We start from the raw sequence: 17,535 nt of genomic DNA, 5'->3' as shown, positions 1-17,535 counted from the left end.
CTAACAAAATTTAATTTGTCAATACTTTCTTTAAAAAAATTATTTATGGTGTGTCGGTTGTTATTCGTTGTATCACAAAACATTAGGTGTTTTTGTGAAAAATGGGCCGACAATTATTTTATAAAAAATGCAGTAAAAATCTATTTAACGCCTTATTTAGCCTGATTGTTATAGTAGGACAGAGCAGCTAAAATATCCTTTTCTGTAACGATGCAATTATAGTCGCAAGCACCAATTTTACTAAGTAAAGAAAACATAATTTGCCCGTGTTCGTTCTTTTTGTCACTCTGCATGAAGCCTAAAAGGTCGGTAAAACTTTCCTTTTTGATGTGATATGCAGGGTAGATGCTAAGGATATACTTGGTAATGTCTTCCAGTTCTTCAGGAGTCAGCGTGTTATTTGTGCTCGATAAGTAAGCTTCCGCAACCATTCCTACGGCGATGGCCTCCCCATGAGTAAGCGGTGATTTATCATTAATCAGGGCATAACTTTCTACAGCATGACCGATGGTATGACCAAAGTTTAATATTTTACGACGACCTTTTTCCTGAGGATCCTCAGTAACGACCTCATTCTTGATTTCTACAGAACGGTGAACCTCAATAGGAGCGATGTTTTTATAGTCGGCAACTTTTAAACGCTCGTAATAAGCGGCATCTACAATCAAACCATGTTTGATCATCTCTGCAAAGCCAGATAGTAATTCTCTTTCAGGAAGTGTTTTCAGGAAGGATGTTTCGATAAATACAGCTTGTGGAAGGGCAAATGTACCTACCATATTTTTTACATTATCAATGTCGATACCTGTTTTTCCACCTACAGAAGCATCAACTTGTGCCAATAAGGTAGTTGGAATATTGATGAAATCAATGCCCCTTTTATAAGTTGATGCAATGAAACCACCCATATCTGTAATCACACCCCCACCGAGGTTGATCATCAAACATTTGCGATCTGCTTCAAAATCTAATAAGGTCTTCCAGATACCGATGCAAAAATCAATGTTCTTGTTCTCTTCCCCAGGATCGGTTTCAATTAGATCGAAATTTGTATAATCGTCCAGCATCCCCTGAAGCAATGGCAAACAAAATTCTGATGTATTCCTGTCTACGAAGATAAAAACCTTACTGTAGTTGCCTTCTTCTATGATTTGTGCTAATGGCGCAAGTTCCGATTCAAAGTGGATGTTATGGCCTGAGCTTTCTATAACGTTCATTAAATTACGGTTATTTGTTGACCCATAAAGCTAATTACATCGCCTACGCGTACTTTCAACCTCTTACGGAAGTCTACTTTGCCATTATATCTTACCAAACCGTCTTCTACAACAGTTTGTGCTTCGCCACCACTTTGTACTAGTGAAGTTGCTTTTAGCAACTGAATGAGTGGAATAAACTCACCTTCTAATTTGAATTCTATCATTATACCTGCAAATTTACAATTATTTATAAAGTGTTGTACCATGGATAGCCTTGGAATTTATACTTTTGCATGCAATATGACTAACCATACGAATTAAATGGAAATTTTCCCCAAAAAAACACTAAACTTTGACAACACCGAGGTTGCTTTTCGTAACCAATCTAATTCAGAACTAAACGCTGGATATTGGCTTTTCAAGGTAATCAGCAGTAATTTTTTAACAAAAGTTGGCCCTCCAATCACCAATTTTTTCCTAAATGTAGGCTTGCCTATTAAATCAATCATCAAGGCTACAATTTTTAAACATTTTTGTGGTGGAGAAACAATTGCGGAGTGTGAGCGCACGATTGAGCAATTGGCAGCAGGAAACGTAGGTACCATTTTGGATTATTCGGTAGAAGGAGAAGAGGAAGAAGCAGTATTTGATTTTACCTGTGAAGAGATCATCAGAACGATAAACAGAGCAGCAGGAGATAAACGTCTTCCGATTTCTGTATTTAAAGTGACGGGGATTGGTCGTTTCGGATTGTTGGAAAAACTAGATGCAAAAAAAGCTTTAACTGCAGCTGAAGAAGCAGAATTTGCTAAAGTGAAAGCCAGATGTGAGAAGATTTGCAGAGTGGCTTATGATAAAAACGTACCAATCATGGTGGATGCAGAAGAAACCTGGATTCAGGATACGATTGATGAGCTGGCAATAGATATGATGCGTTTATTCAACAGAGAGCGTATCATTGTTTACAATACTTATCAAATGTACCGTCATGATAAACTGGCTGACATGAAAGCAGATCATTTGATCGCTAAAGCAGCAGGTTATATTCTGGGTGTGAAAATGGTAAGAGGTGCTTATATGGAGAAAGAGAGAAAAAGAGCGGAAGAAATGGGCTATTTATCTCCAATTCAACCTAACAAAGCAGCCTCAGATAGAGATTATGATGAATCATTAAACTACTGCATGGCGCATATTGAGGAGATTGCTATTGTTTGTGGTACGCATAATGAAGACAGCTGTAGAGTGCTTGCGGAACTATTAGACAAACATAAAGTAGACCATAACCATCCACATGTATATTTTGCACAGTTGTTGGGAATGAGCGATAATTTAAGTTTTAACCTTTCAGATGCCGGTTACAATGTAGCTAAATATGTTCCTTACGGACCAATTAAAGCGGTTATGCCGTATCTTTTCAGAAGAGCACAGGAAAACACTTCCATTGCCGGACAAACGAGCAGAGAGCTTGGTTTGATCATGAAAGAAAAACAACGCAGAAGATTATAATTCGATGACCAATGAAAATCCCCGCCTGAATATCAGACGGGGATTTTTTATTTAGAACTTTTACAAGTTTCGACTAGTGTTTACTTGCCATAGCCTGATCCACATCTACACCCAATCCTTTAGCCACAGACATTCCCAATTGAATATCCGCTCTAAAGAAATGACACAATTGTAAATTGATGATTTGTGCTTTCTTGGGGCCAGTGATGCCGCTCATAGCACCCACAATATTGTTCACCAGATTTATGCGGTCTTCCGGGCTCATTACTTTGCGATAAAGGTCACCTGGCTGAGTATAATGGTCGTTATCACCAGGACCAGCATTTCTATCGTACCAATCGGCCACGTTAGAATCTAATTCCCATGCCGGCTCTTTATAGCTTTGATCAGGAATGACATCCCCAAAGCTATTCGGGTAGTAATTTGGATCGTCATTTCCATTGTCGTCAATCCTCATTTGACCATCACGGTGGTAATTGTTTACCATAAACGGACAGGCATTTACAGGAATCTGTTCATAATTTACTCCTAAGCGATAGCGATGTGCATCTGCATAAGACAATATACGTCCCTGAAGCATTCTATCCGGCGAATAACCAATACCATCTACAGTATTAGAAGGTGCAAATGCTGACTGCTCCACATGAGCGAAGTAGTTTCTAGGGATTTGATTCAATTCAAGTACGCCTACATCTATCAGCGGGAATTCGCCATGCGGCCATACTTTAGTCAGGTCAAATGGATTCCATCTAAAAGTTTTTGCTTCCGCTTCAGTCATTACCTGGATTTTTAAGTCCCACTTAGGGAAGTCGCCACGGTCAATCGCCTCAACTAAATCGCGTTGAGAATGATCCATATCCTGGGTACGCATCGCATCAGCTTCCGGACCGGTAAAGTTCTTAATGCCCTGCTGTGTTTTAAAATGGAATTTTACCCATACACGCTCATTATCTTTATTGATGAAGGAGTAAGTGTGACTTCCAAATCCGTCCATATTACGGAGCGAATAGGGAGTACCGCGATCAGACATTAAAATCAGCACCTGGTGTAAGCTTTCTGGATTTAGCGACCAGAAATCCCACATCATAGTAGGGCTTTTCAAATTTGTTCTTGGATCTCTCTTTTGAGTATGAATGAAATCACTGAATTTTTTAGGATCTTTAACGAAGAATACCGGTGTGTTGTTTCCAACAAGATCCCAGTTTCCGTCTTCGGTATAGAATTTAATAGCAAAGCCGCGTGGATCTCTTTCAGAATCGGCACTGCCTTTTTCACCACCAACGGTAGAAAATCTTAGAAATACTTTGCATTCATTGCCAATAGCTCCGAAGATTTTGGCTTTTGTATGTTGGGTGATGTCGTGTGTTACTTTAAATATACCGTAAGCACCGGTGCCTTTTGCATGAACTACGCGTTCAGGAATCCTTTCCCTATTAAAGTGAGCCATCTTTTCATGGAGAATAAAGTCTTGAAGAAGTAATGGACCACGGCTTCCTACAGATTGTGTATTCTCATGTTCAGCATAAGGTCTCCCAGATGCAGTAGTGAGTTTACGATTGTTCGTGTTGTTATTTTCCATAAACATTGATTTATTGTTTTTTTGTAAACCTATGGATAATAATTTTCGACATCAAACTGCAAATATCTATACTGATATAGAGTTTTTCTATGCTGATAATCTGGAAACTACTTTACTTTGAAGTCCTGATGCCCGGTCAATAAATCCCAGAACAAGAGGAAGTCGCTGGCCAGACTGTACATCGGATATTTGAAGGTGGAAGGTTTGTTCTTTTCGAAAAAGAAATGACCAATCCAGGCAAAACCATATCCCAGGAATGGCGTCGCTAAAATGAAACGCCATTCATGAAACAGGATTCCTGTAAATACAGAAAGAATAACGAGCCCTGTTCCTATAAAATGCAACACTCGACTGGTTAAATTTGTATGCTCTGTTAAATAGTATGGATAGAATTCTTTCAGAGTTTTAAACTTTTGCTCAGTCATTACGTGTGATTTTTATTTAGGCCTGCAATTTACAGTTTTTTCGGGAGCCATTATAAGATCTCGTGCGCTATTAATACGTCCTCAAGGTATTTCGGGTGTTTTGTCATCAATAAGGTCTGCATACCTGCGGCTTTTGCGCCAACCAGGTGCTGCGGACTGTCGTCAATAAACAAAGTCTCTTCTGGATCGAGGTTATTCTCTTTTAAAACCTTTTCAAATATTTCTACATGAGGTTTTCTTAGGAACATTTGCTGAGAATAGTATGCTTTTTCAAATAGGCTGCTGTTGTCCGGCATATCGAATTCTCTTTTCAGGTAATCCACGATCCAGTTGTAATGGATTTCATTGTTGTTGCTCAGTAAAAATGTGCGGTATTTTTCCTTCACTTTTAACAATACTTCATGCACATTTTCTGGAACTCCAATCAATAAACTGTTCCAAGCAGCATCAATTTGTTCATCTGTGATGTCTTTTTTTGACGATGCTTCCCTAATTCCGGTCCTAAATTCGGCTGGACTGATCGCTGCGGTCTCCAGATCATTAAAAATATTGTGGTGACTTTTATGCGCAAAAAAGTCTTCGATATTCTCGATACCGAGTTGGATAAGAGCTTCTTGAGCCCGTTTAAAGTCTATTTCAAAGATCACGTTGCCATAATCGAAGATGATGTTTTTTATTTTTTTCATGTAAAGTGTTTCCAAAATTCGATTCAAATATGTAACATTGCATTCGCAAAATCAATATGATTTTTCAGGGCCATTAGCTCAGCTGGTTAGAGTAGAAGACTCATAATCTTTTGGTCGATGGTTCGAGCCCATCATGGCCCACAAACCCTCTTTACACTCCGTAAAGAGGGTTTTGTTTTTTTATGGAAATTTTTATCGGCCTTAATAATAGTGTAAAGGCTATTTTTTGATTCGAGCTCAATAGATTTTTTTGCGAAAGGTATTACTTGCAAAAGGACTCTATTCAATATTCCATACTCCTTTATAGGTTATATCGCTTAATGTTTTGTTTGTTTTGGTCTTCGACGGAAACCACTCTTAAGATACTTACTGGTTTATTTCGTTTCGGATGAATGTTTCTAAAGTCTCATTGCTAGGCAACTGAACTAGATATTTGGAGACAAAGACTTCATTGGACAAGCCGGTGGTGGTGTATTCCACCAAGGCATCATTCTTATCTGCACATAAAATAATCCCTACAGGGAGATTAAGTCAAACGATGTCTAGAAATTCATAGGCTATTTGTTTTAAGGTTATATCTTTCATCCTCTTTGGCTTTTATATACGACTTTAGATTTGGACAATACAACCTTAGATTTGGAAAACTAGATCATTTCCATTCTAACCAACTTTGCATCATAATCAAATACAAAGAATATGAATACAAACAAAGTATGGTTCGTTACTGGTGCTTCCAAAGGTTTGGGATTATCACTGGTGAAAAAATTATTAGCAAATAACTATCGGGTAGCTGCTACATCTAGAACAATTAGTGCTCTGAAACAGAATATTCCAAATTTTTCTGATTCCTTTCTACCATTGGAAATGGACATTACTAACGATGAAAATGTAAAAGCTTCAATTGAAAAAGTAATAGATCATTTTGGTCAAATTGATATTATTGTTAATAATGCTGGTTATAGCCAAACTGGAACGCTGGAGGAATTATCAGATAAAGAAGTCAAACAAAATTTCGAAGTCAATGTCTTTGGCTTATTAAACGTAATCAGACATTCGACGCCTTACCTGCGAAAACAACGATCGGGTCATATTTTTAATATTTCCTCTATAGGAGGATTTGTTGCAAATTTCCCTGGATTTGGTATTTATTGCTCCACGAAATTTGCCGTTGCCGGATTGAGCGAATCTCTCGCCGAAGAATTGAAGTCGTTTCAGGTCAACACAAAACCTGGGCAATTTTATTCAATGCTCCTTTGGTTGCAGAATACACGCTAGCTCCCGAATTTGCCGCTGTGGCAACAGTTGAAGAAGTGAATATTACTGATGCTCCCTCTGCGAGGTGGGGAAGTAATTTTTGCAATGTGAAGAAATGCCCCTTGACATTGGTATTGAATTGTGCCTCAAAATTTGCCTCAGTACTTTTTCTATTGGCTCAAAGGTCGCAATTCCAGCATTCAGGAAAAGGACATCTAATTTGTTCTCACTTTCTGCAACTGCTTTTTCCAGGATTGAAATGTCTTCGAGTTTTGAAGTGTCCGATACTACAGTAAACAATTTTGGGCTATTTATTTCTGCGGTTGCTTTTTCTAGATTGCCAGCAGTTCTACCTGTAATCCAAACATTTGCGCCTGCGCTAATAAATGCTTTTGCCGTTTCTAGACCTATTCCGGTAGTTCCACCTGTGATAACGACGTTTTTATTTGTAAAGTTCATGATTAGATTTTTAAATGTTTATGGTGCAAAGTTAGAATAGGTAAATTTATTTAGGTTACTTTCTAACGAAAAGTAACAGCAACTTTCGAGTAACAAAGTAACTTATGACTGAAAATGAATGTCAATTAGAGCACAAAAGAGAGATTATGGCTGTCCACGATGCAATGGACATTTTGAACGGGAAATGGAAAATCTCCATCATTTCGTCCATTTGCTATTATAACAAGAGAAGATTTTCGGACATTTTGAATGATGTACAGGGAATATCAAACAAAATGTTGAGTAAAGAATTAAAGGAACTGGAGATCAATAAACTGATAACACGAACGGTGTTAGATACACAGCCTATATCAGTTCAATATCAATTAACAGAATATGGTATGACGTTAAAGACCATGATCAATAACCTGGCAGAATGGGGAATAGCGCATCGTAAAGTAATTATTGGTAAATAGAATTGGCTTCTCTCTATAGTCTCGCTAATAGATAATGCGAAGTACATGTCTCAGTTTCGGTTAAGTCTATTGTTTTACACCTTTTTAAGGTCTTTAATCAGCAATTAATTTGAAAGCTAAAAGAGATTTACTACAAACAGGCAGAAGACGATAAGTCCTTTTTTATGGCTAAAGAAATAATTGCGAAGTATTCTCAGGGCTTTCCGCATATGCTGTTCAACAGTGTTTTCAGAAATATCCAAATGAGCGGCAATTTCTTTGTTGGAGAGATGTTGGTTGCGGCTGAGGACAAAAACACTTTTGCATCTTAAAGGGAGCTTTTCTACCTGAAAAGCCAGCTGCTGTTCCAGGTCTCTGTATTCAATTGCCTGTAAGGTTGAATTATCCGTTTCTGTGAAAACATGAAAACTATGTTCTTCATACTTTTTTAAAAGTTTCTGGCGTCGGTAGTGATCTATGATTTTATGCTTAACCGCTGTGTGGAGGAATGCAGGTAAATTAAGAATGTGGTTAGCTGTCTTTTTTCGACTGAACAGCATCATAAATGTCTCCTGGACAATTTCTTCTGAAAGTTCTCTATGCTCGGTTTTACTCATTGCAGTTGCCAGCAGGCAGATAGCATATCTTTTGTATAATTGTTCAAAAGCATAATTTTCTCCATTCTGCCATAGCAATATCAATTCAGAATCACTAAGCGCTACACGCATAAGTATATATTTGGCTCAACGATAATCTTCAAAAACTAATTGTTAGCGTAGCTGAACAGCGCTGCTATTCCTTGCGGTGAAAGTAATTATTATAATTAGGTCAACTGTCCTTGACTGTCCTGCTCTTGTTCGCATACTCATTTGGCGCTTAATTGACTCAGAAAAAAAAAAAGGGGATAACGGTTAGGTGGTTCTCATACGTCTTACCATTACATATAAATTCTATTAGATCGTTTATGGACAGTGAGAGGTTAAAATATTTATTAGCACGTTATCATAATTCAAGCTGTACAGAGCAAGAACTGGCTGAACTTAATCAATGGTATGAACAGCTAGGTACGGATAGCAAGCAAATTAATTATTGGATTAGTCAGGCGGGAGGAGAGGGACAGCTTGCAGAGGAATTGTTTAAGAATTTTAATAAGAAAATAAAATCAGCAAAAAATAGCTTCTTTTCCTGGTCATGGCAAATCTCTGCTGCGGTGATTTTTATTTTGCTGACTGTGGGATCTTTATTTTACAGCATGTTTACAAGCCCTGTCGGGGTTCATACAGAAATTGTTCAGTCGGCCATACTTCCGGGAGAAAACAAAGCGGTGCTGACACTTGCTGATGGGACTAGAGTGGTTCTTGATGACAGTGAAAACGGAGAAATCTCCAGACAAAACGGAGTATTGATTACTAAAACGGATAGTGGAACTCTGGCTTACAAGACGTCAAAAATGCCAACAGTTACCCCGAATAAAATGGCCTACAATACCCTGTATGTACCAAGAGGGGGGCAGTATAAGGTTATGCTTTCTGACGGTACGAATGTCTGGATAAATTCAGAATCTACACTCTACTTCCCGGTAACTTCAAATGGAAAAGACCGTCAGGTAAGGTTAAAGGGGGAAGCCTATTTTGAAGTAGCTCATAACAAGCAGCTACCATTTAAGGTGTCGACCGGAAATCAGCTGGTACAGGTATTGGGTACAAATTTCAACATAAAAGGATATCCTGAGGATACCAATATATACACAACCTTGCTAAAAGGAAGCGTGAAGCTTCATCAGCTCTCTTCTGGTCATTCCAGGATACTGGCCCCTGGTCAACAGGCTAAGATTACTGAAAACAGAAAAGAAATTGACATTAGCCAGGTGAAAACTGATCAGGAAGTTGCCTGGAAAAACGGATATTTTTTATTCAATAACCAGGATATTAAAAGTGTGATGAAAACCATAAGCCGCTGGTATGATGTGGATGTGATCTATAAGAACACACCTGGAGAGGATCGCTTTGGAGGAACCTTCTCCAGAAATTCAAACCTGTCAGAGTTATTGGGTAATCTGGAAGAACTGGGGAATGTTCACTTTCAGATAGAACAACGAAGCATCATTGTTTCTCCTGCAATTAGTACGCATTAATCAATCATTAAAAATAGCAAAGATAAAAAGACTAAAGAAAGGAGCAAGATGTGTAAAAACTAACCGAAAATTAGGACACTAAAAACCAAGGACGTTTGAGCCGCCCTTGGAATGCCAGATTAATCTGGAATTGGGTCTGATTCCAACTAAACGAATAATTAAATAAACCCTAACCAAATGTATAAAAAAAATACTGAAATAGTTTTCAGGAGGGATTCCTGTATGCTTCGACTAATATCCCTAAAGATGAAACTGACATATATCTTATTGTTTTTTACCATTTTCCAGATCAAGGCGGAAAGCTTTGCTCAGAAAATAAGTATATCTGTTCGTAATGCCCTGATAACGGATGTGATCTCCGAGATTAAAAAGCAGACGAATATTGATTTTCTGTATAATAATGCTACTCTTAAAGATGCAATCCCGGTGAGCCTGGATATCAAAAATCTTGATCTGATACAGGCCCTGGATCTATGCTTTGATAAACAGCCTTTTGAATACAAGATCCGGAATAAAACCGTGCTGATCACAGCAAGGAAAAGAGCAGATTATTCTTCAACAGAGCAGGGCTATCTTCGGCAGGTGCTTAAAGGATTGGTAAGGGATTCCGCAACCAATGAGCCATTGATTGGCGTGTCGGTTCTCATAGAGGGGACTAAAACAGGAGCAGTAACAGATAAGGATGGTCGGTTTATCATCAGCCACCAGGAGCCGGATTTTGTTCTGTTGCTTTCTTATTTAGACTACCGCACGCAAAGGGTATCCATCAGCGGACAGCAGTCTATTGAGATAAAAATGATTAGGATGAATACAAACCTGAATGAGGTGGTGGTGGTGGGCTATGGTACGCGTGTGAAGGGGGCGATAACAGGTGCCATTTCGACCGTTAAGTCTGATGTATTTGAAAACCGTCCGCTTAATAATAGCTTGGAAGCATTGCAGGGGGCAATTCCCGGACTAACCATCACCAAGGGTAGCGGACAGCCTGGAAATCAGAATTATGGGATAAAAATCCGTGGTTACTCCTCCGTGAATGAAAGTAATCCTCTGACGCTAATTGATGGCATCCCTGGAAATATTAACGATATCAATCCAAATGATATTGCGGAAGTATCTGTGTTAAAAGATGCTGCAGCAGCAATATATGGTGCCCGGGCAGCAGATGGAGTGATCATTGTAACTACTAAAAAAGGAAAAAGTGGCAAACCTGAAGTTACTTATAGTGGCAATGTCGGTCTGAAAACGCCAACTTACCTCAGGAAAATTCAGAATACCTTAGAATATGCTGAATTTATGGATGAGGGTCTTCGTAATGCCGGTATCAAAGGATTTTCGCAGGAGGTATTTGATAAAATCAGGGCAAATGCGGCACCGGAACTGGAGGGTGGCTGGAATTATGGGATTACCAGTTATCCGGGATTTTATGGTACCACCGACTGGAACAACGAAATCTATAAAAATTCTACCCAACAATTGCACAACCTTTCCATATCTGGCGGTGGAGAAAATAATAATTATCTGGTATCCGCTGGTTACAATAAAGACGAAGGATCGCTCAAGTTCGGTGAGAACAATTCCAACAGGTATAACCTTCGTCTAAACTATGATATCCGGCTGACACCTAAATTAAACTTTGAAACACGCAGCAGTTTTGAAAGTAGGTCTACCGTTACCCCAACTATGCTGGGAAATGCGCTGACCAATGTGACAAGGCAGTTTCCCTATCAACCGGTCTATAATCAGAATGGGCAGTTCTATGGCTATCAAGGTTATGAAAACCCTGCTCAGTCTTTGGAAGAAGCGGGTACTCAGCTCGGAAGCTCTTCCAGGTTTGCGACCAATTTTAAGGCTGATTACACCATTTTGGAAGGACTTAAATTGATCGGACAGGCGGCCATAGGTCTGGATTATCTAAATGACAATGGTACCTCGCGTACCTTTACCCGTTACAATTATGTGGGAGCGATCCAGGATATACGAAATACGCCAAACTCTGCTTCTTACCTTAATCTGAAGAGCTTAAACGAACTTTATCAGGTTTACCTGGACTACAACAAGCAGCTTGGTGCGGATCACCGGATTAATTTTACGGGCGGAGGATCAATTGAAAAGACTAAAATTGAGGGCCAAACTACCTATGGCTACAATTTCATTGGCAATGATATCTTTACGCTAAACCTGGCAGACAGAACCAAGGCCGCTTACGCCAATTTCACAGGCAGACTGAGTCATCAGGCGCTGGGTTCTTACTTTGGTAGATTCAGCTATTCCTTTAAGGAAAAACTGATACTGGACCTTACTGCACGAGCAGATGGTAGTTCCAAATTCTCTCCTGATAAACGCTGGAGTGCAGTGTTTCCTTCGGTTGCACTCGCTTATAATTTGTCTGAAGAGACTTTTATTAAATCTCTTAACACCTTTGATGGGTTAAAGATCAGGGCTTCATGGGGTAAAATGGGTAACCAGGAAATCGGAGAGCTAGGCCTGTATGATTATATCCCTTTAATCTCGATCGACGGAAATTATCCGATGGGCAGTCCAAATTCAGGATTAACCGGGGCCAATGCCAATCCGGCATCAACAGACAGAACCTGGGAAACGATAGAAAACAAAAACATCGGTATCGATGTAGCACTACTTAAATCCAGACTTAATTTTTCTTTTGATTACTATAACAAAACCAATAACGACATGTTGGTTGGTATTGCGGTACCTGCAACATTTGGCGGTAATGCACCTTCCTCAAATCAAGGAAAGCTGGTCACCAAAGGATTTGAAAGCTCAGTTACCTGGAAAGACCAAGTGGGCGATTTTCGCTATAGCGTATCTCTTCAGCTCAGTGACAGCCGGAACAAGTTGGTGGAATTGAAAAATCTGGACAATTATCAGGAAGGTCTTAACAAATTCAGACAAGGCTATGGCATCTGGTCTTATTTCGGCTACGTGTACGATGGTATCATCCAGAATCAACAGCAGTTGGATGATTATAAAAAACTTACCGGTGTTCCGGCCCGTGTCGCAATTGGCGATGTGATGTATCAGGATGTTGATGGAGATGGAAAACTGACCGCTTTTGGGGATAAATCAAAGGGACTTAATGGTGATATGGTTTACCTGGGAAACCTGATACCGCGATATACTTTTTCTTCCAACATTAGTGTAGGATATAAGCAATTTGATCTTCAGGTATTTATACAGGGCGTCGGAAAAAGAGATGTTAGATATGAAGGTAACATTGCCACGCCCAATACATTTTACTGGCCCTCACTTTCTTATTACAATGGCAAGACTTGGACGCCTCAGCAAACGGATGCGAAATATCCAAGGTATCTGCCAGGTGGTGTAGGCTATGATGACATCCGAAGTTATGATTATCGCGCTTCATCGCTCACCATGCAAAATGTAGCCTATTTAAGGTTCAAGGTGATTACTCTTGGCTATAACCTTCCAGCTGGTATCGCCAGTAGCTTAAAGATGAAAACCGCGAGGATATTCTTTAGTGGCCAGGATCTTTTCACCATCTCTAAAGGAACACTTGGCGGGAACTTTGATCCAGAGGACGGTTTCAGAAATGAGGGGACTTACCCTTTTAATAAAGTGTACTCACTGGGCCTTATTGTTAAATTTTAAATGCAAGCTTTATGAAACTTAAATATTTAAATCACAGTAAATTAATAATTGCCGGCGTGTTTATCATTACCGCGTTTTTAAACGGATGCAAGAAGGATCTTAACCTGGTTTCCGAGGACAGTATTACGGATGCTACTTTCTGGAAAACAGGGGCAGACTTTAAGCTGGCGGCAAACAATCTTTACAACGGACTTGACCGCTTTGGTTTTGAGGATACCGAATCAGATATTGCATTTAACTTCCCAAATTCAGTAAGTAACGGAAACCTGCAGCCCGCCGAGTCAGAGGGTCTATGGACCGATAGCTATAGCTATATTCGGTCATCCAACAACATCATTGAAAAAGGAACGGCAAGTACTGACAAGGAAATTAAAAGATATGTGGCAGAGGCCAGATTTTTCAGGGCATGGTATTATTGGAAGCTATTAAGGATGTACGGCGGGGTGCCGTTAATTTCAAAAGTTTTAGCTACAAATGATCCGGCTTTATTTACTGCCAGATCAAGCAGAACAGAAACGGTTGATTTTATCCTGAAAGATTTAGAGGAAGCGAAAACTGAGTTGCCTTTGCAGTCAGCACTCGCTTCTGTTGATGTAGGTCGGATTACCCAAGGCGCAGCAAGTGCTTTAATTGCACGTGTGGCACTATTTGAGGGAACCTGGGGGAAATTCAGGGCGGATGGCAATGCTATGAAATATCTCGACGTTGCTATTGCTGCTTCAAGAGAAATCATTAACAGTAGTACTTATCGTGTGTATACCGACAAGGGACTGCAAAGCTATCGCTACTTATTTTTGGAAGATGGCGATGACTCAAAGGAATCAATCCTGGACAGGAGATATGCCAGAAATATTCTGGGGCATGATATTCCCTATCAATATGACGGAAATGGATACAATCCAACCAAAAAGATGGTGGATCTATATCTGGATAAGAATGGCTTGCCAATCACCTCCCCAGGAACGGTTTTCAAAGGTTACGGTACATTCGTCTCTGAATTCCAGGATAGGGATCCTCGGATGACAATGACCATGATCATTCCGGGAACACTAACCAACAGGGTTTTCTTTCCGGTAACCAAGGTCGCCAACTGGCCAGATAAGCCTCAGCGTAATTTCAATACAGGATATATACTCTATAAATATATGTCGGAAGATCCATTGGCCAATAATTCCGGGCAAAACGGAGATGCCAGTATATTTGACTTTGACCGACATCTCATTCGTTATGCAGAGGTGTTACTAATCTATGCAGAAGCTGTTTTTGAAAAGACGGGGAGTATTACTGATGGTGACCTCGATTTGTCTGTCAATAAATTACGGGATAGGGTAGGAATGCCACACCTTACCAATACTTTTGTTAGTGCCAATAACCTGAACATGAGAAATGAAATCAGGAGAGAAAGAACCGTTGAACTCACTTTGGAAGGATTCCGCTATGATGATTTACGCAGATGGAAAACTGCGGAGACCGAATTGCCACAGGATATTAAAGGAATTAAGATAACAGGATCTGAATGGGCTTCTAAAGCGCCATACAGCGATCCGAGCTACCTGACTAAGGTAGACGAGAATGGTTTTCTGGTTGCTGAGAAAAGCCGAAAGTTCGATCCGGCTAAGGATTATCTACGGCCGCTTCCGACCAAAGAGGTTGCCTTTTATCAGGCTAATGGTCACAAATTAGCGCAAAATCCAGGGTGGTAGGATTATCCTTATCCTTAAGCTAGTCGAATTTGTCGGCTAGCTTTTTATACGAAAATAACTAAATCTAATTGATGAGATGAAAGCATATGGCTGCAAAGATTGGAATCTTATATACGTTTTTAAACACACACACATACTAATGATAATTAATTTAAAAAGAAATTTTTTAGGATTCAGCATGGGCATGATAAGCCTACTATTGTTATGTTCTTTTAACCTCAAAAGATCCTTGTCTAATGATTCGGTGAAACCTAAACCTAAAATAGTAAACATCGTCAATTTTATCAGACTCCTTGAACCCAGGGATCCTAAAATTACCCAGGAGGTGCTTTATGAAACGGTGGTAAAGCAGGTTGAAATGATGAAAAAGTACAAGTTGGGTGGTACTTTTTTACTGCAATACGATGCGCTTATGGATGCCAGGTATCAACGTTTACTGAAGGATTTACCTGCAGGAACATTTGAAATTGGTGCGTGGTGGGAACTTCCTCAGCCGCTAATTGAGAAAGCTGGTTTGAAGTGGCGAGGACGTTATGCCTGGGACTGGCATGCGGATGTAGGTTTTTCTACCGGTTATACACCTCAGGAACGTGAAAAAATTATTGATGTATATATGGCCGACTTCAAAAACATATTTGGATTTTATCCTAAATCTGTTGCTTCCTGGTTTATTGATGCCCATAGTCTGAATTACATGTATGAAAAATACAGGATCGTAGCTTCCGCCAATTGTAAGGATCAGTATGGAACTGATGGATATACATTATGGGGTGGTTATTGGAACCAGGCATATTATCCTAGCAAGATCAATTCTTATATGCCGGCTCAGAACGAAAAAAACCAGATTCCAGTCCCGATTTTCAGAATGCTGGGTAGCGATCCGGTACGTCAGTACGATACCGGTATCAATTTCAGCAGGCAGGGTGTGATCACACTGGAGCCCGTGTATCCTGAGGCAGGAGGTGATGCCAATTGGGTAAATTGGTTTTTAAAGGAATTTGTTGAAGGAGAATCGATGGAATTCAATTATACCCAGGCAGGACAGGAAAATTCCTTCACATGGGATGCCATGAAAAAAGGTTTTGAAATACAGTTGCCATTGCTGGCACGTCTGAGAGATGAGAAGAAGGTAACCGTAGAGACCATGGAAAAAACTGGTTTGTGGTTTAAGAAAAACTATAAAATTACACCTGCAACTTCATTTACGGTGAACAAGGACCTGGAGAATAGTGACTTGAAAACGGTTTGGTTTAACAGCCGGTATTACAGACTTAACCTTTTATGGGAAAAAGGTGGTCTGAGGGTTCGTGATATTCATTTATTTGACGAAAAATTCCCTTCTGTTTATACGACACAAAAAGCGACGTCTAATGAGTGTACTTTTTTTACACTTCCTGTGGTCGATGGTTATCTGTGGAGTAAGCCTCATCAATTGGCAGGGTTAAGGTTTAAAGCTGTGATCAATGGAAAAGAAGAATTACTTGAAGGTGGGGATCCGGTGATTTCTGATATAATTCCTGGCAGACTTAAAATTTCATGGCCCTTGAAAGCACAAAAGGGGACCATTCAGATTGATATGAATGAAAAACAAACAAAGATCACTTTAGTAGGGGCGGGCGCTCTGATTTGGTTTCTGGATCTGACAACGGCAGGAAGTTTTAAACTGCCGTTCAAAGCGATTGGTACACGTCGCCTTGATGCAGAATTTGAGGATATGAAGTATGGGATATCTACCTTACAGGGCACATTTAGCAAACCTGGTGGGGAGACTGTTTTCAGAATATCGCCTGAAAGAAATACCATAAAGCTGGACCTTAGTAACGGTAACTAGAGGGACCATAGCCATTGCTTGATATGCGTTCATTGAGGCGCTGCTTTGCCTCTGTGATGCACAAGTAATATCTTAAGCACACCAGTAATATCGCCAGCTTTAATTATCTTATAATTAGGGTTATCCTGTTGTTAGTTCCTTTATGGATAGATACCCAGGTTTAATAAATCAAATCATTTAGGAGGCTAAATGTGCTATTAGGCGTAATCAGAAAGGAAATGTTTCGAAGCTTGCCTCATGGCTCACTGCTTAAAAAGCCGTTTTTCGATGAGAAGAACGGCTTTTTTTTGATTATAAATAGGGTTCTTCTGGTGATAAAAAGTCTTCAATTATTAAAAAACCATCTCTTTTATATTGTTATTTCTGGTTTAGGCTTAATTCGCTTTTCATAAATGAGGTTCTATTATTTCAAAACTATAGGTTTCCATTAGCGCTCGACAGTAAATAAATGATAATATTTTATACTTTTTGATATTTCTGATGTACAGAATGCAGTTTGTTCTAAGGTCCTGGATTCCTAAAATATGATTTATCAAAAAGTATAAAAAAAAGTCAATTTAAGATATACGGCAGATTTTAACTGTCAATACTTTTGATGTATTCGAAGCAGTATGCAAACACATAGATAAAACCAACCTATGTGTTTTTATACATCCTGTCAAATTGCAAACTGTTGCTAACCAAATATTAAACGA

Annotated in this window: 14 protein-coding genes, 1 tRNA gene and 1 pseudogene; 8 read left to right on the top strand and 8 right to left on the bottom strand. The window is 39.5% G+C overall.

Going from position 1 to position 17,535, the window contains the following annotated elements:
- Positions 1 to 152 precede the first annotated feature (152 nt).
- Both aroB and H9X96_RS02315 read right to left on the bottom strand, forming a co-directional pair.
- Entirely contained in the window at positions 153 to 1,217 is a 1,065-nt protein-coding gene (gene aroB, locus H9X96_RS02320) for a 3-dehydroquinate synthase (protein WP_187664713.1), read from the bottom strand.
- The gene (locus H9X96_RS02315; protein WP_062551138.1) at positions 1,217 to 1,423 is read right to left on the bottom strand and encodes an RNA-binding S4 domain-containing protein; all 207 of its coding nucleotides are present in this window, start codon (positions 1,421 to 1,423) and stop codon (positions 1,217 to 1,219) included. Before H9X96_RS02315 ends, aroB begins: the two co-directional genes overlap by 1 nt.
- A gap of 97 nt (positions 1,424 to 1,520) precedes the next feature.
- Between H9X96_RS02315 and H9X96_RS02310 the strand changes: the two genes are divergently transcribed.
- A complete protein-coding gene (locus H9X96_RS02310) occupies positions 1,521 to 2,705 on the top strand; it encodes a proline dehydrogenase family protein (protein WP_187664712.1) in 1,185 nt (394 codons plus the stop codon).
- Positions 2,706 to 2,778: 73 nt separating this feature from the next.
- Here the strand turns inward: H9X96_RS02310 and H9X96_RS02305 are convergent, their stop codons facing one another.
- The 3 genes from H9X96_RS02305 to H9X96_RS02295 all read right to left on the bottom strand — a co-directional run bounded on the left by H9X96_RS02305 (position 2,779) and on the right by H9X96_RS02295 (position 5,395).
- Positions 2,779 to 4,284 (bottom strand): catalase, encoded by a 1,506-nt coding sequence (locus H9X96_RS02305; RefSeq protein WP_187664711.1) that lies wholly within the window; start codon positions 4,282 to 4,284, stop codon positions 2,779 to 2,781.
- Between the two features lie 107 nt (positions 4,285 to 4,391).
- Entirely contained in the window at positions 4,392 to 4,709 is a 318-nt protein-coding gene (locus H9X96_RS02300) for a DUF962 domain-containing protein (RefSeq protein WP_062549866.1), read from the bottom strand.
- A 50-nt stretch (positions 4,710 to 4,759) separates the two neighbouring features.
- Positions 4,760 to 5,395, bottom strand: a complete 636-nt coding sequence (locus H9X96_RS02295; protein ID WP_187664710.1) for an HAD family phosphatase — start codon at positions 5,393 to 5,395, stop codon at positions 4,760 to 4,762.
- A gap of 67 nt (positions 5,396 to 5,462) precedes the next feature.
- Between H9X96_RS02295 and H9X96_RS02290 the strand changes: the two genes are divergently transcribed.
- Positions 5,463 to 5,536 (top strand) — tRNA-Ile (locus H9X96_RS02290).
- A 225-nt stretch (positions 5,537 to 5,761) separates the two neighbouring features.
- On the opposite strand, the gene H9X96_RS02285 is transcribed toward H9X96_RS02290, so the two are convergent.
- Positions 5,762 to 5,908 carry a hypothetical protein gene (locus tag H9X96_RS02285; protein ID WP_370576707.1) on the bottom strand — a complete coding sequence of 49 codons (147 nt, stop codon included), beginning with the start codon at positions 5,906 to 5,908 and terminating at the stop codon, positions 5,762 to 5,764.
- A 183-nt stretch (positions 5,909 to 6,091) separates the two neighbouring features.
- On the opposite strand from H9X96_RS02285, the gene H9X96_RS02280 reads away from it, so the two are divergent.
- Positions 6,092 to 6,670 (top strand): SDR family oxidoreductase, encoded by a 579-nt coding sequence (locus H9X96_RS02280; RefSeq protein WP_187664709.1) that lies wholly within the window; start codon positions 6,092 to 6,094, stop codon positions 6,668 to 6,670.
- Here the strand turns inward: H9X96_RS02280 and H9X96_RS02275 are convergent.
- Positions 6,612 to 7,108 (bottom strand): annotated as a pseudogene (locus H9X96_RS02275) (SDR family NAD(P)-dependent oxidoreductase). The gene H9X96_RS02280 and the pseudogene H9X96_RS02275 overlap by 59 nt on opposite strands.
- A 104-nt stretch (positions 7,109 to 7,212) precedes the next feature.
- On the opposite strand from H9X96_RS02275, the gene H9X96_RS02270 reads away from it, so the two are divergent.
- On the top strand, positions 7,213 to 7,563 hold the full coding sequence (locus H9X96_RS02270) for a helix-turn-helix domain-containing protein (protein ID WP_187664708.1): 351 nt from the start codon (positions 7,213 to 7,215) through the stop codon (positions 7,561 to 7,563).
- Positions 7,564 to 7,679: 116 nt separating this feature from the next.
- On the opposite strand, the gene H9X96_RS02265 is transcribed toward H9X96_RS02270, so the two are convergent.
- Complete coding sequence (locus H9X96_RS02265; RefSeq protein WP_187664707.1) at positions 7,680 to 8,270, bottom strand: RNA polymerase sigma-70 factor; 591 nt, start codon at positions 8,268 to 8,270, stop codon at positions 7,680 to 7,682.
- 236 nt (positions 8,271 to 8,506) lie between these two features.
- Here H9X96_RS02265 and H9X96_RS02260 point away from each other — a divergent pair, with 236 nt between their 5' ends.
- The 4 genes from H9X96_RS02260 to H9X96_RS02245 all read left to right on the top strand — a co-directional run bounded on the left by H9X96_RS02260 (position 8,507) and on the right by H9X96_RS02245 (position 16,840).
- The gene (locus H9X96_RS02260; RefSeq protein WP_187664706.1) at positions 8,507 to 9,676 is read left to right on the top strand and encodes a FecR family protein; all 1,170 of its coding nucleotides are present in this window, start codon (positions 8,507 to 8,509) and stop codon (positions 9,674 to 9,676) included.
- 246 nt (positions 9,677 to 9,922) lie between these two features.
- Positions 9,923 to 13,306, top strand: a complete 3,384-nt coding sequence (locus H9X96_RS02255; RefSeq protein ID WP_187664705.1) for a SusC/RagA family TonB-linked outer membrane protein — start codon at positions 9,923 to 9,925, stop codon at positions 13,304 to 13,306.
- Positions 13,307 to 13,317: 11 nt separating this feature from the next.
- A complete protein-coding gene (locus H9X96_RS02250; RefSeq protein WP_187664704.1) occupies positions 13,318 to 15,009 on the top strand; it encodes a RagB/SusD family nutrient uptake outer membrane protein in 1,692 nt (563 codons plus the stop codon).
- Between the two features lie 358 nt (positions 15,010 to 15,367).
- Positions 15,368 to 16,840 carry a hypothetical protein gene (locus tag H9X96_RS02245; RefSeq protein WP_222943814.1) on the top strand — a complete coding sequence of 491 codons (1,473 nt, stop codon included), beginning with the start codon at positions 15,368 to 15,370 and terminating at the stop codon, positions 16,838 to 16,840.
- Positions 16,841 to 17,535 lie beyond the last annotated feature (695 nt).

This window comes from Pedobacter sp. N36a (assembly GCF_014472395.1).
Lineage (GTDB): Bacteria > Bacteroidota > Bacteroidia > Sphingobacteriales > Sphingobacteriaceae > Pedobacter.
The sequence above is the reverse complement of the archived record's forward strand: the minus strand, read 5'-3'. Positions and strand labels throughout refer to the sequence as shown.